We start from the raw sequence: 12,287 nt of genomic DNA, 5'->3' as shown, positions 1-12,287 counted from the left end.
ACCCGTGCTCCGAATCATCAGTTGGCACAAAAAAGCTGATACAGGCTTTCTAGCATTACCGCCACTTTAGGATCAGATACCTGATAATAGATGGTGGCACCGTCACGGCGAGTTGATACGATTTCAGCTTTTCGCAAACTGGCTAAGTGCTGAGATAAAGCAGACTGCGTAAGCGGCACCATCTCATTAAGCTGACTAACACTTAACTCGTGTTTTTGCAGTGAACACAAAATCATCAAGCGGTTTTTATTTGCCATTAATTTGAGTAACGACTCCGCCTGTTCGGCATTTTGTGCCATTTGCTGAAGATCCATGCTGACTCCCTAATAATAAATTTGCACAAAGTATAGACACAAACATTAGCAATGTCTAATATTAGAATAAGCTAATATATTGTAATTTCATTATGACCTTACATCCTCTACTTCGATTAGTTGCTGGGGTGGTATTTGCAATTTGCTGACTGCTTACACATTTTGTCAGTCTCGATTGGATCTGGTCGAGTGCATTTATATGTGCCAATTTGGTGCAGTCTGCATTTACAAACTGGTGTCCAATGATCACCATTTTGAAGAAACTTGGCATTCAGGAAAGGTAAGCCATAATGAGACAATTAAACTTATAAGGAGTGACGTATGCTGATATCTGCCCAAGATGTCTTAAAAACGGTAAAACCAAATCAGCGCTGTATCGATGTAGTGCAAGCAAAATCAGAAATTGCCCAAAATAATGGCTTGGTCATTGATGTGCGAGAGCCTGCCGAGCATAGCCAAAAGTCAGCTAACGGGGCAATCAACATTCCTCGCGGTTTATTGGAGTTTAAACTTCCAGAACTGGAAAAAGACACAGACCGACCAATTTATTTGCACTGTGCTGCCGGTGGCCGTGCTATTTTTGCCGCAGAGCAACTGACCCGTATCGGTTACACCAACGTCAGCGTAATTACCTGCAAAGCTGACGTAGTGTGTGACACGCTTTAAACACTTAGTGGGCATACTTGTATATGCCCACTGCTTTCCTACGCGCGGTTTGGAATAATTTTGATTTCCACTCGGCGATTTTGTGCTTTTCCATGCTCAGTTTGATTACTTGCAACAGGTTGAGACTCTCCCATCCCCTCTGCATATAATCGTGCTGGTAATACTTGTTGTGATAAAAGGTATTGCTTCACGCTATTAGCACGTTGCTCAGACAAGGTTTGGTTGAAACTTGCTGATCCCGTGGAATCTGTGTGACCAACAATCGTAAGGAATGTCTTGTCGTACTGTTGCATAACACGTGCAATACCTTGCAATGTGTTATAAAAACCAGGGCTTATCGCTGATTTACCACTGGCAAAAGTAATATTCGACGGTAAAACTAAACGCATTTGTTCACCTTCTCGAACGACTTCTACGCCAGTCCCTGCAAGCTCTTGGTTAAAAGCCGCTTCCTGCTTGTCCATGTAATTACCAATAGCTGCACCGGCAATTGCACCAACCGCAGCCCCAATTGCTAAGCGCTTGTCTTTATGGTTACCGGTTGCTTTTCCTAGCACCGCCCCAGTCGCCGCACCAATCGCTGCGCCTTTGCCGGTATTATTCATTTCACACCCTGACAGTGCAGCGACAACCACCGCACCCACTAACACATTTCTTGCATTCATCCTAACACCTGAGTTCATTTCGACCTGATTGTGCATATTGTTGCAATAAGTGATTAACGCTCGCTGAAGTACGATTTATTTTACTGTTACGGTGTTACTGTCGAGACATGCTGAGAAATTGGTGGCAATTTATATTTTGTCACAACCGGATCGAGTTTCTTTTCCACTGCTAAGCGCTGCATAGCTTGACGAATTCGCTGTGCTAGCACTGTGCTATGAAACTGCGTACTCATTGCCATATGACCGTAAATAGCCTGACTATGGCGATAAGATACCTTTTTTAACTTTTCAATGGGTTGGCCTAATACTTCCATCGCAACTTCAGCGGTATCTTCAACTGCAATCACCAAATCAACTCGGCCTTTTAACAGTAAATCAAATGCCACTCGCTCACTAAATACAGGGACTTTATTGAGCTGTCTATCCGCGTCAAAGCGAGGATAAAATACGCCACCGCGCATGACCGCGATACGATTGGTATAGAGATCTGAATATTGTTCAACTTCAATATTACTGTCTCTTCTGGCATAGAAGACAAAAGAAGAGGTCAGCGCCATATAAGCGGGATCGACAAAATCTATTACTTTGTCTCGCTGTGGTGTTTTGATAAGCCCCCCCATCACATCCACCTCTCCTTGCGCTAGCAAACGCATACATCGTGAAAATGGGCAAGGAACTGTATTTATCTGATAATCAATATTGGACTGTACACGAATAATTTCTAGAATGTCTAAGATTAAACCGTGTACTTTGCCATTTTCCGCAATAATGCTGTATGGCGGGGCGTGATCAACAGCAACATTTATTTGCTGGCTATAAACAGAAAAACTTGCCAGTAAAGCAAACAAATACCGCAATAAACTCATTTGCATAATCATTGTCCAATTGTAGCTGTTACACCAGTTGGCTAGCTGGTACTAAACACACCAAAGTCATAAAATTGTCATATAAAACTGTAAGGATACAAGGTTAACAATATCACAAGGTATACTATGTTTTTGAAAATATTTTATCAGTTTTTTTTACTAGGCTGCACAAGTTTTGGAGGTCCTGCTGCCCATTTAGGATTTTTTAAAAAACACTTTGTCGATAACTTGAAATGGCTCAGTAATGAACGCTATGCCAGCATGATCAGTCTATCTCAGGTTCTCCCAGGACCTGGCTCTAGCCAAGTGGGGTTTGCCATTGGCCTTGAGCGAGCAGGGATAATAGGTGGAATAGCCGCTTTTTTAGGTTTTACGCTCCCCTCCTTCTTGCTAATGCTGCTACTGGCATTAACAGCAGGTCAGCTTTCAGGTTCTGCACTTGCGATTATTGACGGCCTTAAGCTGTTTGCAGTAGTGATTGTCGCCGATGCGGTACTCAGTATGGCTAAAAGCTTCTGTAAAACCATGGCACTTAAAATTGTTACGTTTACTGCAACATTGATATTGCTATTTTTGCCAAGTTTAAACGCTCAAGTAGGGCTACTCGCAGTGCTCGCCGTTGTCGGTTATTTTTACGCTTTTAGTAATGTACCGAGTCAACAAAGTAGCCAACACACTTTCCCTAACTGGCCCGTGCTTGCAGTATTCATCGGTTTATTCTTACTGACCTTTGCGGCACTACCAACTCAGATCTTCGCCGAGTTTTATCAGGCAGGTGCATTGGTATTTGGCGGTGGACATGTTGTTTTACCATTACTACAAAGCAGTGTTGAGAACATCCAGCAAGAAACCTTTTTAACCGCCTATGCAGCTGCACAAGCAATCCCAGGACCAATGTTTACCATAGCAAGCTTTCTTGGTGCAATTGCCGAGCAGACAAACCCAGTTTTGGGCGCAGCAATAGCGACACTGGCCATTTTCTTGCCAGGTCTGCTATTAATGTGGGCGTTTCATCAGCAGTGGCAGTCACTCATCGCACTACCCCGCTTTGCTAGTATTAGCGCGGCATTAAACGCAGGAGTTGTTGGTATTTTAGCGGCGGCATTATATCAACCAATTTGGCAGTCTGCGGTACATAGCGTGCTGGATTTAGTGGCTGTGGTGGCGGGTTTTATCGCCTTGAAGTGGTTAAAGCCGGCGATCTGGCAATTACTCATCGCCTTTATCGTATTTGGGCTGATCTCAGGCAGTTTGTAATACTAATTAATTCAGGACTCTCTATTTTGAGGAAAGTAAATCTTGTCGGTATGATTTACTTCCTCCCATTATGCAGACATTAACACAAGCTGGGGTCGCTTATGCCTTAATCGCTCCTCAAATTAGCTACCTCTCACCAGCTCTCACCTTGACGCGATGCGAACCAAAATAGTCACTGACACTTTGATATGGACGAAGACCGAACGCAGGCATTACACTGAGCATATAGTCAAAAATATCCGCCTGTAAGTGCTCATAAACCACCCAGCGCTTATCACGGCTGAAGCAGTAAAACTCGAGAGGCAAGCCATGTTGAGTCGGCGCAAGCTCTCGTACCATACATAAACACTCTTGGTTTATCGCTTCATGTTGCTTTAAATAAGCTTCACTATAGCGCCTAAACAGCCCGAGGTTAGTAATATCACTGGGTATGTCTTCGAGTGATTCAATTAAAGGGTATTGTGTGGTTATCGCTGCTCGCTGCGCTTCGCTTAACAACTCGATACTAGTAAAGTCAATATGAATTGCGCGTTTAATACGACGTCCCGCAGACTCCTGCATTGCTCGCCAGTTTTTAAATGAATCAGAGATAAGCATATAGGTTGGTATTGTGGTCACAGTGTTATCCCAATTACGTACTCTGACTGTATTTAAACCGAGATCTATTACCTCCCCATCCGCGCCAAAAGCATCTACTTGGATCCAATCACCAGTAGTCACAAGCCGATTAGCGGCGATTTGAATGCTGGCGACCAACCCTAAGATAGTATCTTTAAATACTAAAATAATTACAGCAGCGATCGCACCAAAACCTGACAGAATATAAGTCGGCGATTTATCGACAAGAATGCTCACCACCAAGATAGAGCAGACAATAAAAATCAGTAACTTAAGAACTTGTATAATGCCCTGAATTGGCACTTCCTTCGCAAATGGAAACAAGTTATAAACACCGTTGGCTAAGTTCACTAAACTGCTAAATAGAAAGCCCGACGCGACAACCAACAGTACGTAAACCAAGCTCTCCATAACCACAAACACCCAAGCAGGTGCAACAAACAAACGCTCATGATAAGCAGAAAAAACCAAAAGGCATAAAACAAAGGCAAAACGCCCGCTAAACTTACTGAGTTGTGGTGCAAGGTGACCTATTTTTCGCGGTGAAATATGACGGGCAAGGTTCTCTACATTGGGCAGTACGAGGCGTCTCACAACCCAATATAAAAATAGTAAGCCAACTACCGCGATACCATTTGTGAACAAGGCACTGATCACAGTGCCTTGTGGTAATGCTTCTAACCATGGCTGGACAACATCATGGAGGTGGTCAAACTTCATAGTTGCTTTATCTCCTCACTGAGTGTGTCTTCAGGTGCTGATCGGCGTAGCCAATGCGCTTCTAATTGGCTGTCTTTGCGCTGCCATACTGTATTCATAAAAGCTTGAAACTGTACTCGGTAGGCCTTATCACTTTGATAGTTACCAAGGGGAATATCCGCCATTGCAATATAATCTATTTTTATATCTATCGTATTAACACGTCCAAGCATAAATGATCGGCAAATATGTTCACCGTCTAATTCATAGACCAACGTCGCATTAAGCATCCCGTCAAGCTGATCAGAGAGCACCTCTAAAGCAAAAGCAACACCACCTGCTTTTGGCTTGAGCAAGTGCTTGAAAGGGCTTTGTTGCCGCTGATGTTTCGCTTTTGTGTGGCGAGTACCTTCAACAAAATTGATCACCGTTGTTGGATGGTCACGAAAGTTACGACAGCTCGATTTGGTGCGCTCTACGTCCATGCCTTTTAGTTTGGGGTTTTTAGCGATCTGCGCTTTACTTGCCCGCTTCATAAAAGGCATACCCATTGCCCACGCGCCAGTACCAATAAAAGGAATATATTTTAGCTCATCCTTTAAAAAGAACTTAGGTGCGGGCAATACTTCCATGGCACTAAGCACAACAATGTCCAACCAGCTGAGATGATTAGAAATTAACAAATACCAACCTTGCGCGTGCAACTCTTTTGGCAAACGTACTTGGATTTTATCGCTAGCAATACGCAGCCCAATGTGATTCCCTTTGCACCACATACCGTAAAAAAAGTGCAGAGCTGTTGAAATAAACTTTAAGGGTATCAGTAGCTTTACGATACCGAGCAACAACACAAGTAAACCGCACACAAAGGTGTTAACCAACAGCCAAGCGCTGGCTGAAAGTCCAAGAAACCACTTAGGTAGTATTTGTTTTAACATCACAACTTCCTTCTACTACTATTTTTCAGCAAGCTCCACCAGTTGTGCATCTTTAGCTTGCCACAGCGCGTTTAATTCAGATTGAAATCGCACTCTAAATTCAGGGTCATTGGTATAATCACCAATTAAGTTTGCGCTTACTGGCATTACTTCTACCTGAACGTTTACTGACTTCACTTTACCACCAATAAAATCAGCGAAGGTTGGCACCCCGTCAGGGTAGTGAATGGTAATATTCACTACTTTGCTGATCTGCTCTCCCATCGCTTGCATTACGAATGCAATGCCACCGGCTTTAGGTTTTAGCAAATAGGTAAATGGGCTTTTTTGCTTAGAATGCTTTTGCTCAGTGTAACGCGTACCCTCAACAAAGTTTACAATACTCACTGGCATTGTTTTAAACTTTTCACATGCTTTTCGCGTTGTTTCTATATCTTTACCCCGCAGTTTAGGGTTTTTCTTCAATTGAGATTTACTCGTTCTCGTCATGAATGGAAAATCTAAAGCCCACCAAGCAAGTCCCAACACGGGAACATATAATAATTCCTTTTTCAAAAAGAAATTTAAAAACGGAATTTTGCCATGTAACACTCGCTGTAATACTAATATATCCACCCAGCTTTGGTGATTCGCAATGACCAAGTACCAATCGTTACGTTTCAACTCACTCAACCCGCTCACATTTAATGTATATGGCGCGATAAGATTTTGACTCATTGAGTTACAAGCAACCCAGTTGCTCGCACAAGCTTTGGCAATATAACTCATCACTTTTTGCAAAGGTGAAATCGGAATCAGTTTTAACAGCCCACAGATAAAGATGGGGATAAACCAAAATATGGTGTTTAACGCATACAGTAACAAACTGAGCAATTTTCGAATAAACGACATTCATTCCCTCATTGTGTTTTACAGCTTGTGCGTATCATACCTTGAAAATTACGCACAATTAAGCCGACCAGTGGGTCGGCTATTTTTTTATTCTTTATTATAGTTTGAGCTATTAATCCTCAAAATATGTGTACCCTTCAAGACCTGCGTTTAATTCTTGCAGATACTGAGTTTTAACGGATTCAGGAAGGGATAACGCCGCAATCTGTTGTGCATAATTGTTTGATAGTACGGTTTTGTCATAGTGTACAAAACGTAGTACATCTTCGACACTATCACCCTTAATCGCATTAGTTAGTGTGTAGCCATCTTCACTAAGCTCAACATGTACAGAGTCAGTATCACCGAACAGATTATGTAAATCACCCAAAATTTCTTGATAAGCACCGACTAAAAACATCGCCACATGGTATTGCTCACCCGGAACATACTCAGGAATAGGTAAGCTTGACTCAATACCAGCCCCTTCAACATAGCTGTTTATCTGGCCATCAGAGTCGCAGGTAATATCCTGAATCACAGCCCTTTGTGTCAATGGCTGAGTTAACTTATCGATTGGCATAACTGGAAATAGTTGATCAATCCCCCACACATCAGGCAAAGACTGGAACAAAGAGAAATTCACAAATAGTTTATCCGCTAACTTTTCATTCAAGTCATCTAGCACCTCTCGGTGCGCACGCGCATTTTCACTTAAACACTCACGCACTTTATGCAGCGTGGTGAAGTATAATTGCTCAAGTTGCGCCCACTCTTGCATGCTGATCAACCCATGTACATATTGATCATGGGCGTCACTGAATAAGTGCATAGCATCATGATAGGTCTCTAGTGCCATCCTAGGAGTAAGTTGTGACAACGAGTGCCATAACTCTTGCAATACCAAAGGGCTTGTGTCTTTTGGCTCCACAGGCTCCATCTGATTTGGCGCCTTCTCAACATCAATTACGTCGGTGATAAGTACAGCATGGTGCGCTGTTAATGCGCGACCAGACTCAGTGATAATATCAGGGTGTGGAAGGTTGTTAAGTTCAGCAATATCATGAAAAGCATGTACTACATTTTTTGCATATTCTGCCACGGTATAATTCATCGAACATGAGCTACGAGAGCCAGAACCTTCATAGTCAACGCCAAGACCACCACCGACATCAACAATACGCAATGGTACACCTAGCTGAACTAATTCTGCGTAATGGCGAGCACATTCTTTTAGTGCACGCTGAATATCGCGGATATTCGCTATCTGAGAGCCAATGTGAAAGTGTACTAGCTGCATCAAGTGCAGACGATTATGAGACTTTAATCGCTCTACCGCTTGTAGTACTTGACTTGCTGTTAGGCCAAACTTACCTTTTTCACCGCCTGTGTTTTGCCATTTTCCTTTGCCCACTGAGTTTAAACGGATCCGGATCCCAATGGCTGGCTCTACGCCTAAATCATCGATTTCTTGCAACAGCGTATCTAGCTCGGAGAGCTTCTCTACAACAATGTTAACTTGATGCCCCATAGCTTGGCCAATACAAGCTAAGCGCAAAAACTCACTGTCTTTATAGCCATTGCATACAATCGTAATTGGTTGCTGCGCGATACCTAAAATCGCCATTAATTCTGGCTTTGAGCCAGCTTCTAAGCCAACTAAACCACTTGGATGCGCCAGCAATTTGCTCACAACTGAGCGCTGCTGATTCACTTTTATTGGGTAAACACAAGTATACTGGCCCTGATAGTCACGCTGCGCGCGAGCAGCAGTAAAGGCCTGCGTTAAGGTATCAACGCGGTGTTTTAGAATATCAGTAAAGCGCACTAGCACAGGCAAAGTAAGCCCTTGCGCCTTAAATTGTTCCGTTAATTCACACAGAAGAACAGGTGACTTAGTGCGGTCACCGTCAGGAAACGCCACTAGTTGACCCTGTTCATTAATATCAAAATAGCCGTCACTCCAGTGCGTGACGTTATAGATAGAACGTGCTGTTTGCAGACCCCAAGTCATTACTGCTCTCAATTAACTCTTCATAAAGCTTCATTCTAATACGCAAGACTGGTCAATGCGACCTAAAGTTGTGTTTTCACTACCTTACAAATTTTAAAAATAACCACAGTGAGATCAACACCAATATGAGGCAAAGTACAAAATGTTGGCTAAAATTGATTGAGCAAAGGCGCAACCACTGGCAGAATTGCGCTAATTTTTATCAAGTGTGAACACAATCATGGCAAACTTAGAAGCAAACCGTTGGTTTACTGAAATTAGCGACCGCGATGGCAGCGCATTTTCACTTAGAGTCAACAAAAAATTAGACGAAATTCAGTCTCCTTTTCAAAAGGTAGAAATGTTTGAGACCACGGATTTTGGTAACCTGATGATCATTGACGGTTGCACTATGGTGAGCACGCGTGAAAACTTTTTCTATCACGAGATGATGAGTCACCCGGCATTATTTTCACACCCTGCACCAAAAAATGTGGTGATCATTGGCGGCGGCGACTGTGGCACATTGCGTGAAGTATTAAAGCACCCTGGCGTTGAAACCGTAACTCAAATTGATATTGACGAAGTTGTGACGCAAATGTCACTTAAATACTTCCCAGAGCTTTGCGAGTCTAACAATGACCCTCGCGCAACAGTGATGTTTGATGACGGCATCAAATACATGCGAGAAGCACCAGCTGAGTCCATTGACGTAATCATTGTTGATGGTACTGACCCTGTTGGTCCTGGTGAAGGCTTATTCAACCACGCATTCTACAAAAGCTGTTTAGCAGCGCTTCGCACAGGCGGTATTATGATCCAGCAAAGCGAATCACCGCTAATGCACATGCCACTGCTATTAGAAATGCGCGATGCAATGCTAGAGGTCGGCTTTGTTGATCTGCAAACTCTGCCTTTCCCACAGCCAATCTACCCAAGCGGCCTGTGGTCAGCAACGATGGCACGTAAAGATGAAAAGTTTGCCGGATTCCGCGAGCAAGACGTTGACAACGCAACATTTGATACTGAGTACTACAACACAGGTATTCACAAGGGCGCATTAGCAACACCTAACTTTATGAAGCGTGCATTCGAAAAGTAAGCCAACCTTGCTTACTACTATTAATATTTATAAGGGCATTAATTGCCCTTTATTTTTTCCAAAAACAGCTGCTTTTGTTCAGGTGTAGCTTGCTGCCACCAATAATCCAACATGCCAACTACATCTGGATGAGCTGATTTAGGTGCTGCTGGCGCGGCAGGCTGTGTGGGATTACTAGGTGTCGAGTAACGTGGCGCAGTCACTTCTGCTGATTGGCTTGCTATCGCACTCACTACTCTAGGCCTTTTTTGAGTAACCACCAAGGTTGTGGCTAACGATTCATTAGGCGCTTGCAACATAATCGATGGCTGGGCGGCAAACGCTTTTGCTGCGACCACATTGTCAGGACGATTAAATTTCACATCATATTGCCCATCTGTATCGATACTGATTGTTGCCCAGAATGGCTTAGATTCAACGGTTTCGTGGTCGTCATAGCCCACCTCATACAGGTCGGTATAACGCATTTTCACTGCATATTCACCACTTGCTAAATCTAGCTCTCTGACTTTCGAAAAAAAAGAGTGCTCGATGGTTTTATCATTCACCTGCAATGGAATAATTTCTTCGGGAAAGCTGAGTAATGCAGCGTGGGAGAATGATGATAAGAACAGTCCCGCTGTTACAAGTGTAGATTTTAAACGCATCTATTCACTCCTTCGTTTATGGGTTTAATACCAGTTATCTTAATTGAGGTTACTGCATAGTCAGATATATCTCCAGCCTTTTTCTATGTACTCAATATACTATTGAGTATCTACAATAGTTGGTTATGCTAGGCATATCATTCACTAATTAAGGAAGAACGATGAGTTCAGAAACAATTTTCACCAAAATTATTAACCGAGAAATACCTGCTGACATCGTATATGAAGATGAAAAGGCATTGGCATTTAGAGATATTAACCCGCAAGCCCCATTTCATGTTTTGGTTATCCCAAAAACAGCTATCGCAACCATTAACGATGTAACGGAAGAAAACTCACACCTCATCGGACACTTATACGTGGTAGCTGCAAAGCTAGCGCAAGAGCATGGCTTTGCCGAAGACGGTTATCGAGTCGTAATGAACTGTAATGAACATGGTGGACAAACGGTGTATCACCTTCATCTGCATGTTTTAGCAGGAAAAGAAATGGGTTGGCCTCCTTACCAAGATACGAAGAAAGGATTAGCCTAAATTATTCCATGTTAATTTATGTAAATAAGTAAGTTATTAATCAACATTATTAAAAACTTACTTATTTCAACAAATTACATTCTGATACATATTCTGCACATATTTTTGATCCATTATTTAACTTTCGTATATAGCGGATTTATCTATCTTGTACTAAAAATTCTAATACAAAAGGTCTGAATCCCATGTTAGCATTGATAAATTGGAAAAAATTAGAGTGTGTCCAAAATGAGCAGTACTGCTTTTTTGTTATTAGATAAAGAGCCTGTTAACACCATTGGTATCAATGTGTTACAGCCATTGTTAAAAACCCAGGGACTGGATGTAACAACAGGAACTGATATCTCAGAAGTGCCTGAAGGCACAAGATTACTTTTCATTGAAACCGCAGTGAATGATTCTTGGGGAAAACTAAAAGAACAACTTGTCAATCTCAAGGTAAAATGTGACATCGTGCTGTTTAATTTAGATGAAAACCCTGAATTAGCGAACCGCGCGCTACTCAGTGGTATTCGAGGTGTATTTTACACCACTGATAATGCCGATGTGCTAATGAAAGGGATCCGACTTTTACTCGAAGATCAACTTTGGTATCGCCGCGACGTAATGTGTAATGTTTTAAATCGCATGCTGCAATTTAATAAGGATGCTCTACATAAGCTTACAGAAGGCGATATAGAGCCAATCAAACTTACGAAGCGAGAGAAAGCGATTATTGCGTTAATGAGTAAAGGCGCGAAAAACAAAGAAATTGCTGAAGAGTTAAACATCAGTCCTCATACTGTAAAAACACACTTATATAGTGCATTTCGTAAAACTAAATGCCGTAACCGCATTGAGTTATTATCTTGGGCTCAACAAAACATCCCGGACGAAATACGTTAACGATAGATTTCGTCAAATCCAGTACAATATATTTGATTAATTAACCTGAGGTTTGGATAAGGAATGTTCCAACTCATTGTTGCTAAAGCACAACTTAGTTTTTCCTTGTCTAGCCAGCAAGTTTTAGGGAAAACACCGCTCCCGCGTCCAGCTCTCGCTAAGATACCTACATCCTGTAGGCAGGCGAATTTACGCAGTTAGCGCTAAAACGGGCTGCTAGAAAGACATTAATTA

General features: G+C 42.4%; 14 protein-coding genes. 6 read left to right on the top strand and 8 right to left on the bottom strand.

Translation table 11 applies throughout. The features are described from left to right. Window positions 1–17: 17 nt before the first annotated feature. The gene (locus F9Y84_RS07430; RefSeq protein ID WP_147388920.1) at window positions 18–314 is read right to left on the bottom strand and encodes an ArsR/SmtB family transcription factor; all 297 of its coding nucleotides are present in this window, start codon (window positions 312–314) and stop codon (window positions 18–20) included. 149 nt (window positions 315–463) lie between these two features. On the opposite strand from F9Y84_RS07430, the gene F9Y84_RS22395 reads away from it, so the two are divergent. Together F9Y84_RS22395 and F9Y84_RS07420 are read left to right on the top strand one after the other, a co-directional pair. Then, on the top strand, window positions 464–598 hold the full coding sequence (locus F9Y84_RS22395; RefSeq protein ID WP_225740660.1) for a YgaP family membrane protein: 135 nt from the start codon (window positions 464–466) through the stop codon (window positions 596–598). 37 nt (window positions 599–635) lie between these two features. Next, window positions 636–980, top strand: coding sequence for a rhodanese-like domain-containing protein (locus F9Y84_RS07420; RefSeq protein ID WP_147388921.1), 345 nt, complete (start codon window positions 636–638; stop codon window positions 978–980). A gap of 38 nt (window positions 981–1,018) precedes the next feature. Here F9Y84_RS07420 and F9Y84_RS07415 read toward each other — a convergent pair whose 3' ends face one another. Together F9Y84_RS07415 and F9Y84_RS07410 are read right to left on the bottom strand one after the other, a co-directional pair. Continuing rightward, window positions 1,019–1,645, bottom strand: a complete 627-nt coding sequence (locus F9Y84_RS07415) for a YiaD family glycine zipper/OmpA-like lipoprotein (protein ID WP_147388922.1) — start codon at window positions 1,643–1,645, stop codon at window positions 1,019–1,021. An 86-nt stretch (window positions 1,646–1,731) separates the two neighbouring features. Beyond that, the gene (locus F9Y84_RS07410) at window positions 1,732–2,511 is read right to left on the bottom strand and encodes a substrate-binding periplasmic protein (RefSeq protein WP_225740653.1); all 780 of its coding nucleotides are present in this window, start codon (window positions 2,509–2,511) and stop codon (window positions 1,732–1,734) included. Between the two features lie 126 nt (window positions 2,512–2,637). On the opposite strand from F9Y84_RS07410, the gene chrA reads away from it, so the two are divergent. Next, window positions 2,638–3,768, top strand: coding sequence for a chromate efflux transporter (chrA, locus tag F9Y84_RS07405; RefSeq protein WP_147388924.1), 1,131 nt, complete (start codon window positions 2,638–2,640; stop codon window positions 3,766–3,768). Between the two features lie 126 nt (window positions 3,769–3,894). Here chrA and F9Y84_RS07400 read toward each other — a convergent pair whose 3' ends face one another. From F9Y84_RS07400 to speA, 4 genes are all read right to left on the bottom strand, one after another. Beyond that, window positions 3,895–5,106 (bottom strand): mechanosensitive ion channel family protein, encoded by a 1,212-nt coding sequence (locus F9Y84_RS07400; RefSeq protein WP_147388925.1) that lies wholly within the window; start codon window positions 5,104–5,106, stop codon window positions 3,895–3,897. Continuing rightward, complete coding sequence (locus F9Y84_RS07395; protein WP_147388926.1) at window positions 5,103–6,023, bottom strand: 1-acylglycerol-3-phosphate O-acyltransferase, YihG family; 921 nt, start codon at window positions 6,021–6,023, stop codon at window positions 5,103–5,105. Before F9Y84_RS07395 ends, F9Y84_RS07400 begins: the two co-directional genes overlap by 4 nt. 18 nt (window positions 6,024–6,041) lie before the next feature. Next, window positions 6,042–6,914 carry a 1-acylglycerol-3-phosphate O-acyltransferase, YihG family gene (locus F9Y84_RS07390; protein WP_147388927.1) on the bottom strand — a complete coding sequence of 291 codons (873 nt, stop codon included), beginning with the start codon at window positions 6,912–6,914 and terminating at the stop codon, window positions 6,042–6,044. Window positions 6,915–7,026: 112 nt separating this feature from the next. After that, on the bottom strand, window positions 7,027–8,907 hold the full coding sequence (gene speA / locus F9Y84_RS07385) for a biosynthetic arginine decarboxylase (protein WP_147388928.1): 1,881 nt from the start codon (window positions 8,905–8,907) through the stop codon (window positions 7,027–7,029). Window positions 8,908–9,127: 220 nt separating this feature from the next. Here speA and speE point away from each other — a divergent pair, with 220 nt between their 5' ends. Then, window positions 9,128–9,988 carry a polyamine aminopropyltransferase gene (speE, locus tag F9Y84_RS07380; RefSeq protein ID WP_125250687.1) on the top strand — a complete coding sequence of 287 codons (861 nt, stop codon included), beginning with the start codon at window positions 9,128–9,130 and terminating at the stop codon, window positions 9,986–9,988. Window positions 9,989–10,026: 38 nt separating this feature from the next. Here the strand turns inward: speE and F9Y84_RS07375 are convergent, their stop codons facing one another. Next, the gene (locus F9Y84_RS07375; protein WP_147388929.1) at window positions 10,027–10,635 is read right to left on the bottom strand and encodes a DUF2057 family protein; all 609 of its coding nucleotides are present in this window, start codon (window positions 10,633–10,635) and stop codon (window positions 10,027–10,029) included. A gap of 161 nt (window positions 10,636–10,796) precedes the next feature. On the opposite strand from F9Y84_RS07375, the gene F9Y84_RS07370 reads away from it, so the two are divergent. Both F9Y84_RS07370 and F9Y84_RS07365 read left to right on the top strand, forming a co-directional pair. After that, window positions 10,797–11,168, top strand: a complete 372-nt coding sequence (locus F9Y84_RS07370; RefSeq protein ID WP_128731240.1) for a histidine triad nucleotide-binding protein — start codon at window positions 10,797–10,799, stop codon at window positions 11,166–11,168. Between the two features lie 228 nt (window positions 11,169–11,396). Further along, window positions 11,397–12,053, top strand: coding sequence for a helix-turn-helix transcriptional regulator (locus tag F9Y84_RS07365; RefSeq protein ID WP_125250690.1), 657 nt, complete (start codon window positions 11,397–11,399; stop codon window positions 12,051–12,053). Window positions 12,054–12,287: the final 234 nt, after the last annotated feature.

This window comes from Pseudoalteromonas peptidolytica (genome assembly GCF_012641745.1).
Classification (GTDB): domain Bacteria; phylum Pseudomonadota; class Gammaproteobacteria; order Enterobacterales; family Alteromonadaceae; genus Pseudoalteromonas; species Pseudoalteromonas peptidolytica.
The sequence above is the reverse complement of the archived record's forward strand: the minus strand, read 5'-3'. Positions and strand labels throughout refer to the sequence as shown.

What these genes read in the sequence shown, in the direction of transcription:
- F9Y84_RS07375 (WP_147388929.1), bottom strand. Translation starts at nt 10,635, where the DNA reads ATGCGTTTAAAATCTACACTTGTAACAGCGGGACTGTTCTTATCATCA.
- F9Y84_RS07400 (WP_147388925.1), bottom strand. Translation starts at nt 5,106, where the DNA reads ATGAAGTTTGACCACCTCCATGATGTTGTCCAGCCATGGTTAGAAGCA.
- F9Y84_RS07395 (WP_147388926.1), bottom strand. Translation starts at nt 6,023, where the DNA reads ATGTTAAAACAAATACTACCTAAGTGGTTTCTTGGACTTTCAGCCAGC.
- F9Y84_RS07390 (WP_147388927.1), bottom strand. Translation starts at nt 6,914, where the DNA reads ATGTCGTTTATTCGAAAATTGCTCAGTTTGTTACTGTATGCGTTAAAC.
- F9Y84_RS07410 (WP_225740653.1), bottom strand. Translation starts at nt 2,511, where the DNA reads ATGAGTTTATTGCGGTATTTGTTTGCTTTACTGGCAAGTTTTTCTGTT.
- speA (WP_147388928.1), bottom strand. Translation starts at nt 8,907, where the DNA reads ATGACTTGGGGTCTGCAAACAGCACGTTCTATCTATAACGTCACGCAC.
- speE (WP_125250687.1), top strand. Translation starts at nt 9,128, where the DNA reads ATGGCAAACTTAGAAGCAAACCGTTGGTTTACTGAAATTAGCGACCGC.
- chrA (WP_147388924.1), top strand. Translation starts at nt 2,638, where the DNA reads ATGTTTTTGAAAATATTTTATCAGTTTTTTTTACTAGGCTGCACAAGT.
- F9Y84_RS07370 (WP_128731240.1), top strand. Translation starts at nt 10,797, where the DNA reads ATGAGTTCAGAAACAATTTTCACCAAAATTATTAACCGAGAAATACCT.
- F9Y84_RS07420 (WP_147388921.1), top strand. Translation starts at nt 636, where the DNA reads ATGCTGATATCTGCCCAAGATGTCTTAAAAACGGTAAAACCAAATCAG.
- F9Y84_RS07415 (WP_147388922.1), bottom strand. Translation starts at nt 1,645, where the DNA reads ATGAATGCAAGAAATGTGTTAGTGGGTGCGGTGGTTGTCGCTGCACTG.
- F9Y84_RS07430 (WP_147388920.1), bottom strand. Translation starts at nt 314, where the DNA reads ATGGATCTTCAGCAAATGGCACAAAATGCCGAACAGGCGGAGTCGTTA.
- F9Y84_RS07365 (WP_125250690.1), top strand. Translation starts at nt 11,397, where the DNA reads ATGAGCAGTACTGCTTTTTTGTTATTAGATAAAGAGCCTGTTAACACC.